We start from the raw sequence: 19,891 nt of genomic DNA on the forward strand, positions 1-19,891 counted from the left end.
TCGGGTCCCGGAGGGGAGCCTCTCGGCCGTACAGCGTGGCCACGAGGTAGCGCGCCATTGAAGCGGCCGGTACCTCGCACCTCGCGGGATGACCGTGAAGTCGTGACCACTGCTCTAGTCCTGGCCTGCTCCCAGCCAGCATGATCGCTTCCTGAGGGAGCAATACATCGGCATCAAGGTGAGGAGTGCAGCTCATGGGAGTCGACACTGGGTTCACCCGCGAGGACCACCACGGCCCGGTCTGGGCCGACCTCGACGAAGACCACTTGCCCTGCACGGTCCAAGCGGACGCCGTCATCGGAGAATCCGCGAAGGTGGCCGTCTTCCTCAGCGGCTTCCGCGTCTTCCCCACAGGGGTGTCCACACGCTTGAGCGTGCGGCTGCGCGATGGTCAGGACGAGGCGACCGAGAACCAGATGATCAACGACGTCTTCGATGACTCCTGGACGCACTTCCCGTCCCCCAGCGCCGACACCTCGCGTTTGACCTGGTGGTTCGAGTTCTCCGACGGCCGCTCGGCCTACGGCGTGGATGACGCCCTGCGCGAGGAACTGCACGCGACCGCTGACGCAGGAGCCCCAGCGGTGCCATCGCGGCCGGTGCTGGTCGGCGGTGCTGGCAGCGGCATCGGTGGTCCGCTGAGCGTGGAGCGCGACTTCTGGTTGTGGCCGCTGCCCTCGCCAGGCGTCTTGCGGGTGCATTGCGCCTGGTCTGCGCTGGGAGTCGCGCTGACCACCGTGAACTTGGACGCCGATGCATTGCTGCACGCTGCCGGGCAGGCCCGCCGGCTCTGGTGAGCTCCAGTGGGTAGTCGCTTCGATCAAGCTCCTTCCACGGTGGTGGCGTCGACAGCCTCCCCGCAGACGACTTACCGACCATCCTCAATTCGTCATGTGCGGACGATTGACGACGTGTTGATCTGCGCTATGCGGGGGAAGTCGTCTGCGGGGCGCTCGGGCTGCGGGGACTCCTCAAACGCGCGGTGACGACCCCTGCAAGACAGGTCGCGGCACAGCGGTGCCCTGGTGATAGATCGCCTCCCATCCCTGCACCGCGCGCCGCCACAGGGTCATTCGACGCGACGTCCGCCCGCCTCGGCGCAGCTCATAGGTGACCAGGAAGGTGTCCTGTCCCAGCGCGCGGCAGTGGAAGTCGTCGGCCTGCCATGTCTGGTACTCCCGCGCCTCACGGCGACGCAACAGCACACCGACGACGTCTTGTCGGGTGTGACGCCGGCCGTTGACTCCGACGGCGACGAAGTCAGCGGCCAGGTACGCGTAGGAGTCGCCCGTCGCCAGCCTCTCGGTCAGTCGGTGCAGAACGGGTTCGCGGGCCTGTAACTCACGCAGCACCGGTACGACGTCGGGGTCTGTCTGCGGGGGCCACGTGCTGCTGTCAGTGGCATCAGCGGCCTCCTCGTCGTGGAAGTTCGAGGGTTGAGTCGTGGGCTGGTCGCCACTAGTTCCTGGGCGCCCGGGCTCACTCTGGTGGGTTGCCCGCCCCTGCAGACCAGTGCCGGCGGCCAGCACCTCACCATCGGCGGCCACGGCCCGCCAGGAGGTGCGCTGGGCCGTCTGCCGCGCCGTGCCCTCCAGCCAGGCGGCCGTCCACCACAGACCGGCCGCCGTGGGGGCGAAGTGCTCGGCGCCGTCCGGTGTCCTGAGCATGATGGCGATGACGGCCTGGTCGGCGTGGCCGAAGAAGTGCCCGATGCCGCCTTCGGGGTCGCCGTTGGGATCGAAGTGGTCCCAGGTGGCGGTTGCTGGGTGGGTCGGTGCGGCAAGGGAGGCGGCGAACCAGCTGCGGCTGCTGGAGCTGCGGTGCCCGTAGGAGAGGTAGATCCGATCGTGTCCTGGAGCTCGGAACGCGGTGGCGTGGGCGATCGGGGTGGGTTCGGCGAGGATGTGGGCGGCGAAGACCGCGTGCAGGCCCTCGGGTGCGGGGGTGGGCGCTCGGGGCTTCTGATCCCCCAGGGTGGGCCTACGCAGGTGGGAGTTCACGACGGCGTCGAAGCAGGAGCCGGCGGCCCGTTCGGAGACCGTCGTGGGGTCCAATATTCGGGGCACGCGCAGCTTCATCGGGTTGAGGCTAGTCGCGCCGTGCCATCGTGGGCCGCTCGCCGGGGCGTGGTCTGTGAGCACCTGCTCGATCTGCCCGGACTGCCCAGGCGCCGAGCAGGACGACCGCCCGCAAATCGGCATGAGCGGTAAGTCCAGCAGCTCTTGTGCTGCTGGGTGAGGCCGCCTGTTACGTGCGATTGCGCGGACATGTCCATGTAGCAGCGGTCCAGCTCACGCCCGGGTCGTGACAGTTCCACCGCAGATAACGTGGTCGGCGTCGCGGTAGAAGGCGTACTCCGGGTCCTCGCCCTCGACGTAGGGGCCGTACCCGGCGGCCTTGGCCGCCTTGCACGTCCCCAGGTCCGGGTCGGTGCCTGCGGCCGCGGCGACGACGGGCGGGACGGCCGGGTCGACGGGTGGCGGAGCGACCGTCGAGGGCGCGGGCACCTGCGGGGACTCGGAGACCGCCACCGGCGCCGGCGCCGGCGCCGGGACGAGCGCGACGGCCGCCGGGGCGGGCGCAACAGCCCCCGAGGCGGGCGCGGTGGCCATCGGGACGGGTTCGCCGGGGCAGGCGGCGAGGACCCGGGCCATGGCGTCACGTTCGGCGGCCGTGACCCACAGGCCCCACGTCGCCTTCACGGCGATCTGGCGGGCGACGTACGCGCAGCGGTAGGCGCGGTTCGGCGGGAGCCACGTCGCGGCGTCGCCGTCACCCTTCTGGGCGTTGAGGGGCCCGTCGACCGCAAGGAGTTCGAGGGGGTCGTTGGCGAAGGCCGCGCGGCGGGCGGGGTCCCACTGCTGGGCGCCCTTCTGCCAGGCGTCCGACAGCGCGACGACGTGGTCGACCTGCACGGCCGAGGACGTCGTCTCGCCGCGGGTGAAGGCGATCGTCGCGCCGCTGTAGGGGTCGGCGAGGGTGCCGGTGAGGACGACGCAGTCGCGGGTGCCGGGCTTGAACGTGTCCGCGGTGAGGTCGCGGGCGAGGACGTCGTTGTGGGTGTCGCAGCCGTTGCGGTCGGTGTCCACCCAGCCGTCGCCGAACTGCTCGCGGCCGTACCCGGTCCGGGGGGCGCGGCCCTTGACGGGCAGCGTGGCGAGGGCGGCGGCGGCCGTGCCGGCCTGCGGCGTCGTGACCGCGGAGCTCGACGGCGACGGCACCCCCGCGGACGGGGACGACACCGGGGACGACACCGGGGACGAGGCCGGGGACGACGCCGGGTCGCTCGGCGCGGACGGGTCCACGGCGGTGGCGGCGGGCAGGCCGCACCCGGCCAGGACGGGGACGGCGACCGCCAGCGCACCCGCGGCGACCACCCTCGACCAGGAGTTCCGGTACCTCACCCCACCATCGTCGGCAGGCGCACCGCCCGGCTGGAGCGCGGGTCCCCGGGTCGGTCAGGGCAGCCGCGACCGCAGGACGCCGACGCCCTCCCCCGCGAGGTCGTCCAGCCCCGCGGCGCGGCCGGTGACGGCGAGCAGGAGGGCGTCCGCCGGACCCCGCACCTCCGGGCCGTCACCGTGCGCGAACCCCACGTCCTGCGCGACGAGGCGCAACCCCGTCAGCGCGCCCTTCGGCACGAACCCCCGCGGTGACGTCGAGAGGAACTCCAGCGCCGCCCGTGCGCGCGGCGCGGGGACGTCGTGGTGCAGGCCCAGGGGCCGGCGCACGTCCGCGCCGTGGACGAGCACGTCGACGAGCGGAGCCTGCGGTCCGGACCCCGGTGGCGTGAACCGGGCGTCGGCGCCCGCGTGCAGCGTGCGGCGCAGGTCCGCGAACGACCGCCGGGCCAGCGTGCGGGTGACGCGCCGGTTGGCCCGGTCGAAGTCCCCGCGGGACAGCAGGACCGCGAGCACGACCCGCGGGACGCTGACCTCCAGCGGCATGACGAGGTGGGCCAGGACGTCGTGCACGGTCCACGCCGCACACAGGCTCGGCGTCGTCTGCCGCTGGGGGGTGAGGTCGGCGAGCTGGTCGGCGAGGGTGCGGCGCTCGTCGGCGATCTCGGCGAAGAGGTCCACGGGTCCGTGGCCGGGGTCAGACCGTGGCGCGCGAGGCCGACCGGCGCCAGACGTGGGTCACGAGCCCCAGAACGACGCCCAGCCCGACGAGGACGCCGGCGATCTCGTACTGCTCGGTCGCCCGGCCGGACGTCCACGGCAGCACGAGGTACGCGCAGGCGACGGCGCCGACGACCGGCAGGACCCGCCCGGCGGAGAAGTGCGAGTGGGCCACCCGGTCCCGGCGCAGGACGAGGACGGCCACGTTGACGACGCAGAACACCGTGAGCAGCAGCAGCGACGTCGTCCCGCCGAGCACCGCGACGACCGGGGAGTCGGGCGCGAGCGAGACGTAGGTGATGAGCGCCAGGGCGATGCCGGTGGTGAGGGCGACGGCCGCCCACGGGGTGCGCCGGGTCGGGTGGACGGCCGACAGGAACGGCGGCAGGACGCCCTGCCGGCCCATCCCGTAGAGCAGGCGGCTGGCCATGAGCATGTTGATGAGCGCGGAGTTCGCGACGGCGAACATCGAGATGAACGGCAGCGCCTCGGCCATCGGGAAACCCGGCGCCGCGGTCTGCGCCACCTCCACGAGCGGGGTCTCGCTCTCCTTCAGCACCCCGACGGGGACGACCGCGACGGCGCAGATCGAGACGAGGACGTAGATGACGGCCGTGATGCTCAACCCGGTGAGCAGGGTGCGCGGGAAGATGCGGCTGGGGTCCTTGGTCTCCTCGGCCATGTTCACCGAGTCCTCGAAACCCACCATGGCGAAGAACGCCAGCGAGGTCGCGGTGCTCACGGCGAGCAGGAGGTTCTTGTCCTCCGGCGTCTCGAACAGCACGACCCGGGAGAAGTCCGCGTTCCCGCCGAGGATCGCGTAGAACCCCAGGCCGATGACCGTCAGCAGCCCGGTGAGTTCGACGATCGTGAGGACGACGTTGAGCTTGACGCTCTCGGACACCCCGCGCAGGTTCACGGCGGCGATGAGGAGCATGAACGCCAGGGCCACCAGCAGGATCCCGGTGTTCCCCAGGCCGAGCCCGAAACCCGCGACGAGGTTCGCGGCGAACGCGCGGGCGGCCGCCGAGGCGGACGTGATGCCCGAGCACATGACGACGAAGCAGACGAGGAACGTCAGGAAGTGCAGGCCGAACGCCTTGTGCACGTAGAGCGCGGCGCCCGCCGCCTGCGGGTACTTCGTCACGAGTTCGAGGTAGGAGAACGCCGTGACGGTCGCGACGGCGAAGGCGACGAGGAACGGCAACCACGCCGCGCCGCCGACCTCCCCGGCGACCTGACCGGTGAGGGCGTAGACGCCCGTGCCGAGGATGTCGCCGACGATGAACAGCAGCAGCAGCTTCGGACCGATCACCCGGTTGAGTTCCGGCGGCGCCTGCTGCTCGACGGTGGTGCTCACACTGACCTCCCACTGCTGCGCGGTGCGGGACGTGCGGGTGGTCCATCGTGGCAGTTGCCGCCCCGGGTGGTCCAGACGAGGAGCGTCAGTCCAGGGAGTACGCGGCGGCGAAGTCGTCGACCGCGCGGACGACCTCGCGGGCGCTGCCCGGCGGAACCCCGTCCTGCTCGGTGAGCGCGGCCGCCCGTGCGGTCGCGTCCAGGCCCGCGGTGCGGCGGCCGGCGTCCGCGAGCGCCGCCCCGGCCAGCGCCGTGCGCGGCAGACCGGCCGCCGCGCCGAGCCGGTCCAGGACGAGGCCGGCGACCCAGTCGGGGTCGAAGCTGCCGTGCGGGGGCGCGAAGACGCGTTCACCCTCGACGTAGTCGCCGCTGCCGCCCCAGTGCCGCCCCGTGTTCTCCGCCACCCCCGCACGGTAGGGGGACGGGGGGCGCTCGGCCACGCCTGCCGGTAGAACCGACGCATGGTCAACCAGCCCGGACAGGTCCACGAGGAGGTCGAGGTCAAGTACGACCTCGCCGCCGACGCCGAACTTCCCGCCCTGGGCAGCGTGGTCCGGGACCTCCCGGACGCCGAGGAGCGGGGCCTGCGGCAGGGTGACCTGGGCGAGCACGACCTCGTCGCGACGTACTTCGACACCGCGGACCTGCGGCTGCAGGCGGCCCGGACCACGTTGCGCCGCCGCACGGGTGGGCACGACGCGGGCTGGCACCTCAAGACCCCCGGTCAGGAGGGCGCCCGGCTGGAGCGCCGGGTCCCGCTGGGGCGTGCGGTGTCGACGGTCCCGGTGGCGCTGCGCCGGCTCGTCGAGGACGTCACCGGGGGCGAGCGACTCGTGCCCGTGGCCGAGATCCGGACGCACCGCACGGTGCGCACGCTCGTGGACGCGGCCGGGACGCGACTGCTGGAGCTGGCCGACGACCGGGTCCGGGCCCGACGGCTGCTCGACGGCCCGAGCGGGGACGACCAGGACCCGGCGCAGGACGGGTCGCAGGACGAGGGCGAGGGCGGCGGTCTCGCGGCGGGGGCGGCCGGTGGTGCCGTCGTCGGAGCGGCGGGCGGTGCCGCGGTGGGCGCGGCCCCCGGTGCTGCCGTGGGGGCCGCGGTGGGGGCGGCCGTGGGAGCGGCCGTCAGCGCCGTCGAGGACCTCCCCCCGGGACAGGACGACGGCACCCACGTCTGGCGCGAGGTGGAGCTCGAGCTCGTCGACGGTGACCGTGCGCTCTTCGACGCGGTCGACGCCCGGTTGCGGGCCGCGGGGCTGGAGGTGTCGGGCAGCGGGTCGAAGCTCGCCCGCGTGCTCGGCGGCCGTCCCGCGCGCCCGGCGACTCCGTCCCCCGAACCCCCGGTCGAGACCTCGGCAGACGCGCCGGTGCCCGACGCCGACGCATCGGAGGAGCCGACGCCGCGTGCCGCGGAGCGGGTCCTGACCCCGGCGGCCCCCCGCCGCACGGACCTCGACCGGTCCTCGCGCGCCGGGGACGTCCTCGTCGCGCACCTGGCCGAGCAGGTGCAGCGCATCCTCGACCAGGACCCGCGCGTGCGGGCGGACGAACCCGACAGCGTCCACGCCATGCGGGTCGCCACGCGTCGGCTGCGCAGCGCGCTGAAGACCTACGGGTCGCTGCTGGCGACCCCCACCGGACCCCTGCGCGACGAGCTGCGCTGGCTCGCCGGCGAACTCGGCGGAGCCCGGGACGCGGAGGTGCTGCGGGACCGCCTCGTGCACTCCGTCGCCACGCTCGACACCCCGCTCGACACGGAGGCCGGGACGGAGGCCGGGACGGACGAGCAGGCCGTCGAGGGGACCGTCCCCCGGCTCGTGCGCGAGCAGCTCGAGGGCGACTACCGGACGGCCCACGACCGGGTGCTCGCGGACCTGGACTCCGAGCGCTACCAGTCGCTGCTCGACGCGCTGCAGGACCTCGTCGAGCGCCCGGCGTTGTCCGACCGGGGCCGGCGCAAGGCCGGGAAGGTGCTGCCGAAGCGGGTCGCGAAGACGTTCCGCACGCTCGCCGACCTCGTCCACCGCGCCCAGGACGCCGAGCCGGGGACCGGGCGCGACGAACTGCTGCACGAGGCGCGGAAGGCGGCCAAGCAGTCCCGCTACGCCGCCGAGGCCGTCGTCGTGGTGTTCGGCAAGGACGCCAAGCGGTTCGCGCGTGCCGTCACGGAACTGCAGGAGGTCCTCGGCGAGCACCAGGACTCCGTCGTGACGCGGCAGCGGCTGGCGGACCTCGCGGCGGCCGCCCGGCCCGAGGTGGCGTTCGCCTACGGCCGGTTGTTCGCGCAGGAGGAGCAGCACGCGGCGGCCGGTGAGGCCGACGTCGCCTACGCCTGGGCCGGTGCGACGGCGAAGCGGCTGCACCGCTGGTTGCGCTGACTCCTCAGGGGCCCGGCACCGGCGCGGGGAACCACCGTTCCTCCGGCGCCGGGACCCCGAAGTGGAACCCCTGCGCCGACTGCCACCCCTGGGCGGCCAGGTGCCGGGCCTGCGCGGCCGTCTCGACGCCCTCGCACGTCGAGGTGAGGCCGAAACCGCCTGCCAGGCCCGCCACGGCCGCCGCGATGCGGTCGGACCCGGCGTCGTGGGGCAGGTCGGCGACGAACGAGCGGTCCAGCTTCAGCCCCGTCACCGGCAGCCGGCGCAGGTAGGACAGGGCGGAGTAGCCGGTGCCGAAGTCGTCGATGAGCACGCCGACGCCGAGGGCGGCGAGGTCCCGCAGTTCCGCCTCGGTCACGGCGTCGCCCGGGACGAGGGAGCCCTCGAGCAGTTCCACGGTGAGCCGGCAGGGTGAGAGCCCGCGCCGGCGCAACCCGCGGTCGACCGTCGCGGCGAAGGTCCCGTCGAGGCGGCGGGCCGAGGTGTTCACGGCGACCCGGACGTCGGGGTGGCGCGTCAGGAAGCCGAGCACCTCCTCCAGGACGTGACCGTCGACGACGCCGAGCAGCCCGCACTCCTCCGCGACGTCGAGGAACTGCTCCGGCAGCAGCAGCCCCCGCCGGGGGTGGGCCCACCGGACGAGCGCCTCGAACCCCGTCCGGCGGCCGTCGCGCAGGTCGACGACGGGTTGGTAGTGCACCCGCAGCTCCCCTGCCTCCAGCGCGCGGCGCAGGTCGTTCTCGACGGTCAGGCGGCGGACGGCGCGCTCGCGCAGGGTGTCGGTGAAGACCCGGCAGCACGCGCCGCCGGCCGCCTTCGCGGCGTCGAGGGCCGTGGTCGCGTCGCGGAGGACGGCCACCGCGTCCAGCTCTCCGCCCGCGCCCCCGTCCGGGGCGGCGCGCGGGGCGGCGAGGTCCACGACGAGGAGGCCGGTGCTCGCCGAGCAGCGGATCTCCTGGGGGCCGGCGGGGGTGTCGAGCAGGAAGGGGGCGCCCAGGCTGCGGGTGAGCCGGTGGGCCACGTCGACGGCCTCGTCGGCACCGGTGAGCCCCGCCAGGACGAGGAGGAACTCGTCGTCCCCGAGGCGGGCCAACAGGTCGCCGCCCCGGACGCCCTGGGCCAGGCGCCCGGCCACGGTCGCCAGCACCTGGTCCCCGACGTCGTGGCCGAGGCTGTCGTTGACCACCCGGAACCGGTCGAGGTCGCAGGTGATGACGGCGAGCAACCCGGTCCCGGCGCGCAGCCGGGCGGTGAGGTCGGCGACGGCCCCGGCGCGGTCGGGCAGGCCCGTGAGCGCGTCCCGACCGGGACCGGGACGCCTCCCCCTGCTGAGCGGGGTGGGCTCCGCGGCGGGGGCGAGGTGGGACGGCAGGAGCTGCACCACGACGACCGGCCCCCCGCGCGCACCGCCGACGGGGCTGCCCAGCGTGAGCAGCACCGCCCACGGCTGCACCACGCCGTCGACCTGCCGGACGAGCGTCCCGGTGAGGACGTGCCCGGCACCGGCGAGCAGGTCGTCGACGCACCGCTCGACGGTGAGGGGTTCGTCGAGGGACTCCGGGGCGGACAGGAGCTCCCCCAACTTGCGTCCGACGACGTCGTGGTCCGACGCGTCGGCGGTGTCCCCGCGCACGGTGGCCGCGAACGTGGGTCCGACCTCGAGGACGAGTCCGTGCAGGTCGCAGACGGCCACCGCGGTCGTGGCCGCCCGGACGGCGTGCGTGACGTCGAGCACCGGCCCGCAGGCCCCGGGAGGGTCCTCGTCCTGTCGCACGGCGCACCTCCTTCCCATGGGTGGACTCCACCCTCCCCGCATCTTCTAGAAGATCCGAGGAGGCGAGTCTGCCGCTCAAAGGCCGCCCGCACAATCCACGCGGTCAGGGGGCCACCGTGGACGGGCTGCGCCGAACGGGGGACGGTCGCTGCGACGGGGCCCCGCGTGCTCAGGAAAACGGTCCCGGGCGCCGATCCCCTGCAGGTGGCGGACCTCCCGGAGCAGCGAGCGCAGCGCGCGATCAGTCTGCGCAGCAGACTGCTCGTGCTCGTGCTCGTGCCCATCATCGGCTTCTCGGCCTTCGCCTCGATCCTCGTCGTGCACCGCTTCCAGCGCGTCCAGGACGCCGAGGACGCCGTCCGCCAGGTGCGCGCCGCCGTCGCCCTCGACGCCGTCCGCGCCCGCATCGCCGAGGAGGCGATCCCCCTCGTCTCCTCCGTCGAGCTGCTCGACCTCGGCACCGGGGACCAGGGCACCGGGAACGGCGAGGGCCTCTCGGAGGTCCTGCAGACCCTCTTCCACCAGGCCACCGAGCGCACCGACGCCGCCGCGACCGACGCCGCCCGCGACACCCTCGCGCGTCCGGAGGTGCTCCAGGCCACCCAACGCGTGGCCGCCGTGCGCGCCTCCTGGGGTGCCGGGGAGACCGTCAGCGAGCGCGAGACGAACAACCGCCAGCTCTTCGACAAGTACCGCTACCTCGTGGAGGACCTGAGCGACGCCGTCGACGCCCACCTCGCGACCGCAGCCTCCGCGGGCGGCGGCGACACCGGCCTCGAGCACGCCGTCGCCGACCTGCGCCGCACCGCGCACGCCACGACCCTCGCCGGCGAGGAGGTGCCGTACTACCTCGGGTTCCTCGCCGCCCCCGACGGGACCGAGGGCGCCTCGCGCCAGCTCTTCCTGCGCAGCTGGGCCGGGTTCAAGATCGCGTCCGACGACGTCACCGCGTCCAGCCAGGCCACCGTCCGCTCCGGGTGGCTCGCCGCGCTCGCCGACCAGCAGACGCAGGTCGTCGACCGCGCGCTCGCGGAGGCCGTCGCCTCGGGCAGCCACACGCCGCCGGAGTCGGCGGTCCTCGTCTCCCTCAGCTCCGCCGTCGTCGGCCGCGACGACGCGCTGCGCGCCGTCCTCGACACCGCGGCGACGCAGGCCGTCCAGGCCGCCGAGAGCTACCGCAGCGAGGCGCAGCAGGAGCTGGCCAAGTACGCCGCCGTCACCGGCCTGCTGCTCCTGCTGTCGGTCGGGGGGACGTTCTCCACCAGCCGCTCCATCGGCGCGCCGCTGGCCCGGCTCGCCGACGCCGCCCGGTCCATCAGCCGCGGCGAACTCGTCGACGTCGCCGTCGAGGGTCCCCCGGAGACGCGGATCGTCGCGCACGGTCTCGGCGCGGCCGTCGCGAGCCTGCGGTCGGTGCAGGCGCAGGCCCAGGCCGTCGCCGACGGCGCCTTCGACGACGAGATCCTGCAGCGGCCGCTCGGCGGCCCCCTCGGCGGCGTCGTCCACGCCTCCGTGCAGCAGATCCTCGGCGTCATGCGCGACCGCGAGCAGCTCCAGGAGGAGATGGCCCACCAGGCCACCCACGACGCGCTGACGACGCTGCCGAACCGCGCCGAGGCCCTGGCCCAGATCGACCGCGCCCTGCGGCGGACGCAGCGCACGGGCGACCGCGTCGGCCTGCTGTTCCTCGACCTCGACCAGTTCAAGACCGTCAACGACTCCCTGGGCCACATCGCCGGCGACGCCGTCCTGCAGACCGTCGCGCAGCGGCTGCGTCAGCGCGTGCGCGGTGTCGACGTGGTGGCCCGGCTCGGTGGTGACGAGTTCGTCGTCCTCGTCGAACCCGTGCAGGACGAGAAGGGGCTGCTCGACTTCGGGCAGGCCCTCATCGACACCATCTCCGCACCGATCCCGCTGCCCGGTTCGGCCGAGTCGCAGGCCGTCATCGGCGCGAGCGTCGGCGTCGCCGTCAGCCGCGTCGAGGCCCTCGCCGCCCACGACGAGTCCGGCGAGGCCGCCGACCGGCTGCTGCAGGAGGCGCACACCGCCGCCTACCGGGCCAAGAACGCCGGCCGCGGCCGCGTCGAGGTCTACGACGACGACCTGCGGAGGGCCCTCGCGGCGCACACCGCGCTGGAGGAGGGGCTGCGGCGGGCGCTCGTGGAGGACGAACTGGTCCTGCACTACCAGCCGGTGACCGACCTGGAGACGGGTCGCGTCCGCAGCGTCGAGGCGCTCGTGCGGTGGCAGAAGCCGGGCGAGGGGCTCGTGCCGCCGGGGGTCTTCATCCCCGTCGCCGAGAGCTCCGACCTCATCTGCGACCTGGGCCGGTGGGCCCTGAAGACGGCCCTGACCCAGCTGGCGGAGTTCGACGCCGCCGGGGGCCCCGGCTCGGGGCTGAAGGTCGCCGTCAACATCTCCGGCCGCCACCTGCGCTCCCCGCGCCTGGTGGACGACGTCCGCTCCGCGCTCGCGGTGTCCGGGACGGCGCCGCAGCGGCTCGCGCTGGAGATCACCGAGACCGTCATGGTCGAGGACGACGCGGCCTGGGCGCGGCTCGAGGAGCTGCGCGCCATCGGCGTCCAGATCGCGATCGACGACTTCGGGACGGGGTACACCTCGTTCGGCCAGCTCGCCCGGGTGCCCGTCGACGTGCTGAAGATCGACCGCAGCTTCGTCGACTCCGACGACCCGCGGACCGTCGAGCTCGTGCGCCTCGTCGTCGGCGCGGCCCGCAGCTTCGGCCTGCGCGTCGTGGCCGAGGGCGTGGAGCAGGCCTCGCAGGTGCGCGCGCTGCAGGCCGTCGGCTGCGACACCGCGCAGGGCTTCTACTTCTCCCGGCCCGTCTCCGCCGACCGGTTGCCGGCCGCCGTGACGGGCTGCCAGGACATCTTCGACACGACCTGCCGTTTCGAGCGGGCGAGCTGACGGGCGTACGCTCGACGGTCGTGTCCCCGGCAACGTTGGACCTCACGGACGGTCACCTGACCGACGAGGCCATCCGCTCCACGATGACGAACTGCTCCCGCGGCGAAGCGCACCGCATGCGCGTCCCGGACTGGGTGCACGACTGCGACCCCGTGCACGAGGTGGTCGGGTGGCGCGACCCCAAGGCGCCCGAGCGCGGGTGGCTGCTCGTGCCGCTCGGTGAGGCCGTCGTCGGCCTGGCGCTGCGCGCGACGCCCGGCACGGGCGTGCGGACCACCGCCATGTGCGACCTGTGCCGCACGACGCGCTCACCCGGTGAGGTGTCCCTCTTCGTCGCCGCCCGCGCCGGGGAGTCCGGCCGCAAGCACAACACCGTCGGCACCTACCTGTGCTCGGACCTGGCCTGCGCCGACAACGTCCGCGTCCTGCGGGCCACCCCGACGCTCAAGCCGGACCCGGGGCTGAGCATCTCCCAGCGGCGCGACGCGCTCCGGGAGCGGGCCGCCGCGTTCGCCGCGAAGGTGCTGGCCTCGCGGGACTGACGGGCTGGTGCGTGCACGGTCCCCGGACCGGCGACGCCTGCTCCTCGACGTCGTCCGTGTCGTCCGACCACCAGCGCCTCAGCGCAGGTCGCGCCGCACCAGCACCCGCGGGAACCCCGCGAGCGTCGACGTCGTCGGTGCCGCCACCACGAACCCGTGCGCCTCGAACAGCCCCCGCGTCCCGACGTAGGCCATCGTCAGGTCGACCTTCGCGTCCTCGTTGTCGACGGGGTACGCCTCCACGACGGGGGCGCCGTGCGCGCGGGCGAACTCCACGGCGCCCTCGACGAGGTGGTGGGCGATGCCCTGGCCCCGGTGCCCCGGCCGGACCCGGAGGCACCACAGCGACCAGACGGGCAGGTCGTCGACGTGGGGGATGCGGCGGTTCGTCGCGAACGACGTGTCCGCGCGCGGGTGGACGGCGGCCCAGCCGACGGGCTCGTCCCCGTCGTAGGCCAGCACTCCGGGGGGCGGGTCCTCGGACACCAATCCGCGCACCCGCTCCCCGCGGGCGGGGCCGGCGAGTGCGCGGTGCTCGGGACCGGGCAGGCGGTAGCTCAGACACCAGCAGACGTTCGCGTCCGGCCGCTTCGGGCCGACCAGGGTGGCCACGTCCTCGAAGGCGGTGGCCGGGTGCACGTCGATCGCCATGTCCCCATGCTGCCCGCGTCACCCGGCGGGAAGCACGCCTTCCGCCCCGGGGAGCGCCCCCTGAGGGCGGAAAGAGTGTTTTCCGCGCGATGGTCGGGGGTGGGGTCGGGGGGTGGGGACTGGGGGTGGGGACTGGGCCGCACGGGCGGTCCGCTCACCCACCCGGGTCCGCGCCGTGCACGGGGCGTGGCGGGCGTGGCGGTCCGCGCGCTCCACTGGGGTCGCGGGACCGGCCCGCACGATCGTGGGGTGGACGTGCGTCTGGGACCGTTGCGACGTGCTGGTGTGCTGGGGGTGGTCGGCGGGCTCGTCGCCGCCCTGACCGTCGGAGGGGGCGCCGTGGGCGAGGCGACACCGCGGCTCGGGCTGCACCCGCTGTGGTCGGACCCCGACTCCCTGGCCCACCGCCAGCTCGCCGCCTACGAGACCGCCGGCCGCACCCGCCTCGCCGACGCCCTGCGGCCGCTGGCCCAGGCCCCGACGGCGACGTGGTTCACCGGGGACGCCCCGCGCGAACGTGCCCGGACGCTGACGACGGCCGCGGCGGCCGCGGGCGAACTGCCCGTCCTCGTCGCCTACGACGTCCCCGGCCGCGACTGCGGGTCGTTCTCCTCCGGCGGCGCCGCGGACGACGACGCGTACCTGGCCTGGATCGGCGAGCTGGCGGCGGGCATCGGCGAGCGCCCGGCCGTCGTCGTCCTCGAACCGGACGCCGTCGCCTTCGCCGTCACGGGCTGCGGGAGCGTCGTCACGCGGGACCGGTTGGCGCTGCTGCGCCGCGCCGTGGAGGTCCTGACCGCCCTGCCCGCCACCCACGTCTACGTCGACGCGGGGCACGCGGGCTGGGTGCAGGACCTGCCGGCCCTGGCGAGCGCGTTGCGGGCGGCGGGGATCGACCGGTCCGCGGGGTTCGCGCTCAACGTCTCGAACTTCCAGCCCACCGACGTCACGGTCGCCTACGGCCGCAGGCTGTCCCGCCTCCTGGGCGGGGCGCACTTCGTCGTCGACACGAGCCGGAACGGGGCCGGTGCCCCCGCCTCGACGGGCCGCGACGAGGACTGGTGCAACCCGCCGGGACGCCGGACCGGGCGGCCGCCGTCGACCCTCACGGGCGAGGACGTCGTCGACGCGTGGCTGTGGGTGAAGCGGCCCGGGGAGTCCGACGGCAGCTGCCGTCCGGGTGAACCGGCGGCCGGGGAGTGGTTCGAGGAGTACGCCCTCGCGCTCGTGGGCGTGTAGAGTCATCACTGCACGTTGCGGACGTAGCGCAGTTGGTAGCGCATAACCTTGCCAAGGTTAGGGTCGCGAGTTCGAGTCTCGTCGTCCGCTCTCTCGAAGTAGCGTCGGGCCCTGTGTGGGCCCGACGCTCTTCTGCTTCCTGGGCCTGGGCTGGGGTCCGGGCCGTCCGCAACCTCCCCGCCAGCACGCTCGCGCTGGCCTGGGCCCTGCACCACGGGGCCACCGTCTTCGTCGGTGACGACTTCTTCGTCGAGTGCTCCGGGATGCCGCGCGGCACCTACGGCCGGGGCGGGACGACCGTCGGCAACGTCTGGCTGTACGGCGAGCTCGGCGGGGAACGCCGGCGCCGGCACGAGCTGCGGCACGCCGACCAGTACGCCCTGCTGGGGACGCTGCCGTTCCTCACGCTCTACGGGCTCAACGCGCTGGTGACCCGCAACCTCCCGCACCGCAACGTCTTCGAGCGGTGGGCGGGTCTGGACGACGGCGGGTACGCGCGAGCGCCCCGACGCAGACCTCAGGGGCGGACGCGCACCGCGAGGACGGCGACGTCGTCCTCGGCGTGACCCTCGACGAGCTGCAGGACGCCGTCGCACAGCTGCTCCGGACCCAGACCGGCGAACCGCCCCGCCGTCTCGGCCAGCCACGCCAGCCCGTCGTCGAGGGAGGCGCCGCGGCGCTCGATGAGCCCGTCGGTGTAGAGCAGGACCGTGGCCCCCGGGGCGAGGCCGTGGACGTGGTCGGCCCGCACGAAACCGGCGTCGAGCCCGAGCAGCAGGTCCGGGCTCGTGCGCAACAGCTCGACGGTCCCGTCGGGATCGACGACGAGCGGGGGCATGTGCCCGGCGTTGGACCACCGCAGCCGCCACGTCGGGGACCCCTCCAGGGGTTCGACGGTGGCGAGGATGCCGGTCGCCAGGGCCCCCACGCCGAGGTCGCGCATGGCCCGGTCGAGCGCGGCCAACGCCGCGGCCGGGGAGACCTCGAGGGAGTAGCCGATCCCGCGCAGCAGGTTGCGCACCTGCCCCATGGCCGCCGCGGCGTCCTGGTCGTGGCCCGTGACGTCACCGATGACGAGGCAGGCGGCCCCGGCGGCGGTGAGGAACGCGTCGTGCCAGTCGCCGCCGACCTGGGCGTGCTCGGCGGCCGGCAGGTAGCGGACCGCCGTCTCCAGGTGCTCCGGCTGGGGCGCGGACGTCAAGAGGCTGCGCTGCAACGTCTCCGCCATGGTCCGGACGGCGGCCGCGGCGCTGCGCTCGGCGTTCGTGGCCCGGACGCGGTCGAGCGCCTGCGCCGTGGAAGCCGCCAGCGCGGACAGCACGTCGGTGTCCTCGGCCGCCAGTTCCCGCGGCACCCGCCACGACAGCCCGAGGGCGCCGATGACGCGGTCGCCGACCCACAGCGGCCAGGCCGCGGTCCCGTCGTCCGCGACGACGGCCGTCCCCCGCAGCGCCGCCCCGAGGGCACCGACGGCCGGGTCCCGCTCGTCCCCGCGCACGCGCAGGATCCCCTCCTCGAGCAGCCCCAGGACGATGCCGTCGGCGCCGAGCAGCCCGACCGCACCGCGGCCCAGGACGCGCAGGACGTCGTCCTCCGTCTCGACCGTCGGCAGGGCCTGCGCGACGGCGACGAGGCCGGCGAGCCGCTGGGCCTGCCACTGCTGCAGGTTCGCGCGGCGCCGCTCGGCCTCGTAGGAGGCGGCCGCCGAGAGGCCGTCGCCGACCGTCGCGGCCGCCAGGCGCAGGAAGTCCCGGTAGGCACCGTCCAGGGGGATCAGTTCGCTGAGCCGGGCGGCCAGCACGCCGGGCGACTCCCCGCCGAGCGCGGCCGGGATGCGGACCCAGGCCAGCCGGCCCGCGGGCCGCTCCTCGACGACCACCTGCCGCGCCTGCAGCGCCGTGGGCGGGGGCGGCAGCCGGAGGGGACCGCCGGGCAGCTGCAGGTCCACCTCGGGCAGGTCCAGGGGGGCCGTGGAGAGCACGTCGAGGGCCTTCGCGGCGATCTCGGCGGGCGGCTGGAGCTCGGAGGCGAGGTCACCCAGCCGGGTCAGCAGCTCCAGGCGCCGGTGGTCCTGCACCTGCCGCGTCGTCTCGACGGCGACGTCCATGACGCCGGCGACCTCGCCGTCGTCGTCGCGGACCGGGGAGTAGGAGAAGGTGAAGTAGGTCTCCTCGGGGTGCCCGTGCCGGTCCATGACGACGGGCAGGTCCTCGAACCAGACGGCCTCCCCGGAGCGGGCCTGGGCGAAGAGGGGTTCCAGACCGTCCCAGGCCTCGGCGAAGACCTCCCGCACCGGCCGGCCGAGCGCGGTGGGGTGCTTGTCGCCGATCATGCCCGCGTAGGCCTGGTTGTAGAGCATCTCCAGGTCCGGGCCCCAGCAGATGACGATCGCGAAGCGGGTCTCGAGCGCGAGTTCGAGCACCCGGCGCAGCGCGCGGGGCCAGGTGTCGGGATGGCCGAGCGACGTCGTGGACCAGTCGACCTGGTCGTACACACGGCGGAGCTCCACCTCAGGTCCGAAGGGGAGACGGCCGACCACCCCCTGAACCTAGTGGTCACCTAGACGGTCGACTCACCACCGTCGTCCGTGGCCTCGCGCAGCCAGCGCGAGCCGCTGCCCTCCGTGGCGGCGGTGTCGTGGGGGTTGAGGAGCGTGCAGCGGGTCAGCGAGAGGCAGCCGCAGCCGATGCACCCCGTGAGGGAGGTGCGCAGGGCCTCCAGTTCCCGGATGCGGGTGTCGAGCAGCTCCTGCCAGCGGGTGCCGACGCGGGCCCACTCGCGGGCGGTCGGCGGCCGGCCCGCGGGCAGCGTCGCGAGGGCCTCGCCGATGTCGGCCAGGGAGAGCCCGACGCGCTGACCGGCGGCGACGACGGCGAGCCGGCGCAGGACGTGCCGCGGGAAGCGACGGCGGCCGCCGGCGTCCCGCACCGCCTCCACGAGTCCCCGCTCCTCGTAGTGGCGCAGCGCCGCGACGGACACCCCGGCCCGCTGCGCGACGGTCCCGATGCTCAGCAGGTCGTCGCGGGCGCTCACGGGGACATCTTGACCTGCAGTGCGCTGCAGCTGGTGACGTGGTCGGGTGCGCATCGACCACGTCGTCCTCCCCGTCCCCGATCCCGCCCGGACCGCGGCCTTCCACCGCGACGCCCTGGGCCTGACCGTCCACGAGGCCGACGCCAGCTGCGTCGTCGACGTGGGCTGGACGCGGCTGCAGCTGGTGCCCGACCCGGACGCCCGACCCGCGACCCAGCACCTGGCGATCACCGTCCCGGGGGACGCCGGGCCCGCCGCGCTGGAGTGGGTCGCGCAGCGGGCGACCGTCCTCGGGGACGGGCTCGTCGAGCTGTCGCCGTCGTGGGACGGCTGCTCGGTGTACTTCGAGGACGCGCCCGGCGGGACGGTGCTGGAGCTCGTCGCGCGGCGCCGGCTGCCCCACCGGCTGGGCGCCGAGCCCTTCGGGCCGGAGCACCTGCTGGGGATCAGCGAGGTCGGCGTGCCCGTCGCGTGCGTCCCGACGGCACGGGAGCGGCTGGGGCGGGGGGCCGGGCTCCGGCCGTTCGGCGGGGCGGGGTCCCCCGAGTTCGCGGCCGTCGGCGACGACGAGGGGCTGCTCGTGCTCGTCGCCCCGGAACGGCCGTGGTTCCCGACGCAGGACCGCCCCGCCCGACCGACGCGGCTGGACGTCACGCTGTCGGGGACACGCGGGCGTGGCGCTCTGCTCCTGAACCCGGGTACGCTCGTCTCGTATCGTTGAGACTTCAAACAGGGGGCTGGGCACCGTGGAGATCGGGATCAGCGCGTTCGCGGAGACCACGCCGTACCCGGGGACGGGCACGACCATCTCCCACGCCGAGCGGCTGCGGGAGGTCGTCGAGGAGATCGAGCTCGCCGACCAGGTCGGGCTCGACGTCTACGGCCTCGGCGAGCACCACCGCCCCGACTACGCCGCGTCCGCGCCCGCCGTCGTCCTGGCTGCCGCCGCGTCCCGCACGTCCCGCATCCGGCTCTCGACGGCCGTCAGCGTGCTGTCCTCGGACGACCCGGTCCGGGTGTTCCAGCAGTTCGCGACGCTCGACGGGCTCTCGAACGGGCGGGCGGAGATCATGGCCGGCCGCGGGTCGTTCATCGAGTCGTTCCCGCTGTTCGGCTACGACCTCGACGCCTACGACGAGCTGTTCGCCGAGAAGCTCGACCTGCTGCTGGCCATCCGGGACGATCCGGCGCACGTGACCTGGCCGGGTGGGAAGCACCGCGCCGGCATCCCCGGTCTCGGGGTCTTCCCGCTGCCCGTGCAGCAGCCGCTGCCGGTGTGGATCGCCGTCGGCGGCAACCCCGAGTCCGTCGTGCGCGCCGGGACCCTCGGCCTGCCGTTGGCCATCGCGATCATCGGCGGCATGCCGGAGCAGTTCGGCCCGCTCGCCGACCTGTACCGCCAGGCGGGTCGCAAGGCCGGGCACGACGAGTCCGTCCTGCGCATCGCGACGCACTCGCACGGGTTCGTCGCCCCGACGACGCAGCAGGCGACGTCGGTGCACTTCAAGCCCTACCAGGGCGTCATGAACCAACTCGGGCACGAACGCGGCTGGGGGTACTTCTCGCACACGTCCTACGAGGCCGCACGCAGCCGCCGCGGCGCGCTGCTCGTCGGGTCACCCGAGGAGGTGGCCGAGAAGATCCTCTTCCAGCACGAGCACCTGGGGATCGACCGGTTCATGCTGCACCTGTCCGCCGGGACGATGCCGCACGCGGACGTGCTGAAGGCCGTCGAGCTGCTCGGGACCGAGGTCGCGCCGCTCGTGCGCAAGGAGTTGAGCTGACCTCGACGCTGCGTCACCGCGCGGGGCTCCGGGGTTGAGCTCGTTGACGCAGCCGGCTAGTAGGTTGAGTCGGCTGCTG

At 74.4% G+C, this 19,891-nt stretch carries 17 protein-coding genes and 1 tRNA gene; 9 read left to right on the forward strand and 9 right to left on the reverse strand.

Going from position 1 to position 19,891, the window contains the following annotated elements:
- Positions 1-185: 185 nt before the first annotated feature.
- Entirely contained in the window at positions 186-797 is a 612-nt protein-coding gene (locus tag AB0637_RS14960) for a hypothetical protein (RefSeq protein WP_366173230.1), read from the forward strand.
- A gap of 174 nt (positions 798-971) precedes the next feature.
- Here AB0637_RS14960 and AB0637_RS14965 read toward each other — a convergent pair whose 3' ends face one another.
- The 5 genes from AB0637_RS14965 to AB0637_RS14985 form a co-directional block, all read right to left on the reverse strand.
- A complete protein-coding gene (locus tag AB0637_RS14965; protein WP_366173231.1) occupies positions 972-2,078 on the reverse strand; it encodes a hypothetical protein in 1,107 nt (368 codons plus the stop codon).
- A 213-nt stretch (positions 2,079-2,291) separates the two neighbouring features.
- Positions 2,292-3,404, reverse strand: a complete 1,113-nt coding sequence (locus AB0637_RS14970) for an HNH endonuclease family protein (protein WP_366173232.1) — start codon at positions 3,402-3,404, stop codon at positions 2,292-2,294.
- A gap of 54 nt (positions 3,405-3,458) precedes the next feature.
- Positions 3,459-4,082 (reverse strand): maleylpyruvate isomerase family mycothiol-dependent enzyme, encoded by a 624-nt coding sequence (locus AB0637_RS14975; protein WP_366173233.1) that lies wholly within the window; start codon positions 4,080-4,082, stop codon positions 3,459-3,461.
- 16 nt (positions 4,083-4,098) lie between these two features.
- Positions 4,099-5,481 (reverse strand): APC family permease, encoded by a 1,383-nt coding sequence (locus AB0637_RS14980; RefSeq protein ID WP_366173234.1) that lies wholly within the window; start codon positions 5,479-5,481, stop codon positions 4,099-4,101.
- Positions 5,482-5,566: 85 nt separating this feature from the next.
- Complete coding sequence (locus AB0637_RS14985; RefSeq protein WP_366173235.1) at positions 5,567-5,884, reverse strand: hypothetical protein; 318 nt, start codon at positions 5,882-5,884, stop codon at positions 5,567-5,569.
- Between the two features lie 57 nt (positions 5,885-5,941).
- Here AB0637_RS14985 and AB0637_RS14990 point away from each other — a divergent pair, with 57 nt between their 5' ends.
- Positions 5,942-7,861: a CYTH and CHAD domain-containing protein gene (locus AB0637_RS14990; RefSeq protein ID WP_366173236.1), complete on the forward strand. Its 1,920-nt coding sequence runs from the start codon at positions 5,942-5,944 to the stop codon at positions 7,859-7,861.
- Positions 7,862-7,865: 4 nt separating this feature from the next.
- On the opposite strand, the gene AB0637_RS14995 is transcribed toward AB0637_RS14990, so the two are convergent.
- A complete protein-coding gene (locus tag AB0637_RS14995; RefSeq protein WP_366173237.1) occupies positions 7,866-9,635 on the reverse strand; it encodes a bifunctional diguanylate cyclase/phosphodiesterase in 1,770 nt (589 codons plus the stop codon).
- 165 nt (positions 9,636-9,800) lie between these two features.
- On the opposite strand from AB0637_RS14995, the gene AB0637_RS15000 reads away from it, so the two are divergent.
- Both AB0637_RS15000 and AB0637_RS15005 read left to right on the forward strand, forming a co-directional pair.
- Positions 9,801-12,563: an EAL domain-containing protein gene (locus AB0637_RS15000; RefSeq protein ID WP_366173238.1), complete on the forward strand. Its 2,763-nt coding sequence runs from the start codon at positions 9,801-9,803 to the stop codon at positions 12,561-12,563.
- A 20-nt stretch (positions 12,564-12,583) separates the two neighbouring features.
- Entirely contained in the window at positions 12,584-13,105 is a 522-nt protein-coding gene (locus tag AB0637_RS15005) for an FBP domain-containing protein (protein ID WP_366173239.1), read from the forward strand.
- A gap of 78 nt (positions 13,106-13,183) precedes the next feature.
- Here AB0637_RS15005 and AB0637_RS15010 read toward each other — a convergent pair whose 3' ends face one another.
- Positions 13,184-13,756: a GNAT family N-acetyltransferase gene (locus tag AB0637_RS15010; RefSeq protein WP_366173240.1), complete on the reverse strand. Its 573-nt coding sequence runs from the start codon at positions 13,754-13,756 to the stop codon at positions 13,184-13,186.
- Between the two features lie 249 nt (positions 13,757-14,005).
- Here AB0637_RS15010 and AB0637_RS15015 point away from each other — a divergent pair, with 249 nt between their 5' ends.
- From AB0637_RS15015 to AB0637_RS15025, 3 genes are all read left to right on the forward strand, one after another.
- Entirely contained in the window at positions 14,006-14,995 is a 990-nt protein-coding gene (locus AB0637_RS15015; protein WP_366173241.1) for a glycoside hydrolase family 6 protein, read from the forward strand.
- Positions 14,996-15,012: 17 nt separating this feature from the next.
- Positions 15,013-15,085, forward strand: a tRNA-Gly gene (locus tag AB0637_RS15020).
- A gap of 23 nt (positions 15,086-15,108) precedes the next feature.
- Positions 15,109-15,561 (forward strand): hypothetical protein, encoded by a 453-nt coding sequence (locus AB0637_RS15025; RefSeq protein WP_366173242.1) that lies wholly within the window; start codon positions 15,109-15,111, stop codon positions 15,559-15,561.
- On the opposite strand, the gene AB0637_RS15030 is transcribed toward AB0637_RS15025, so the two are convergent.
- Together AB0637_RS15030 and soxR are read right to left on the reverse strand one after the other, a co-directional pair.
- Complete coding sequence (locus tag AB0637_RS15030) at positions 15,513-17,504, reverse strand: SpoIIE family protein phosphatase (RefSeq protein ID WP_366173243.1); 1,992 nt, start codon at positions 17,502-17,504, stop codon at positions 15,513-15,515. The two genes, AB0637_RS15025 and AB0637_RS15030, sit on opposite strands and share 49 nt — an antisense overlap.
- A 50-nt stretch (positions 17,505-17,554) precedes the next feature.
- Positions 17,555-18,028 carry a redox-sensitive transcriptional activator SoxR gene (gene soxR, locus AB0637_RS15035; protein ID WP_366173244.1) on the reverse strand — a complete coding sequence of 158 codons (474 nt, stop codon included), beginning with the start codon at positions 18,026-18,028 and terminating at the stop codon, positions 17,555-17,557.
- A gap of 46 nt (positions 18,029-18,074) precedes the next feature.
- Between soxR and AB0637_RS15040 the strand changes: the two genes are divergently transcribed.
- Together AB0637_RS15040 and AB0637_RS15045 are read left to right on the forward strand one after the other, a co-directional pair.
- On the forward strand, positions 18,075-18,749 hold the full coding sequence (locus AB0637_RS15040; protein ID WP_366173246.1) for a VOC family protein: 675 nt from the start codon (positions 18,075-18,077) through the stop codon (positions 18,747-18,749).
- Between the two features lie 25 nt (positions 18,750-18,774).
- Entirely contained in the window at positions 18,775-19,812 is a 1,038-nt protein-coding gene (locus AB0637_RS15045) for an LLM class flavin-dependent oxidoreductase (protein ID WP_366173247.1), read from the forward strand.
- Positions 19,813-19,891: the final 79 nt, after the last annotated feature.

This window comes from Kineococcus sp. NPDC059986 (genome assembly GCF_040702905.1).
Classification (GTDB): Bacteria; Actinomycetota; Actinomycetes; order Actinomycetales; family Kineococcaceae; genus Kineococcus.

Coding starts and splice junctions, on each gene's coding strand:
- AB0637_RS15010 (WP_366173240.1), bottom strand. CDS start 13,756: ATGGCGATCGACGTGCACCCGGCCACCGCCTTCGAGGACGTGGCCACC.
- AB0637_RS14965 (WP_366173231.1), bottom strand. CDS start 2,078: ATGAAGCTGCGCGTGCCCCGAATATTGGACCCCACGACGGTCTCCGAA.
- AB0637_RS14990 (WP_366173236.1), top strand. CDS start 5,942: ATGGTCAACCAGCCCGGACAGGTCCACGAGGAGGTCGAGGTCAAGTAC.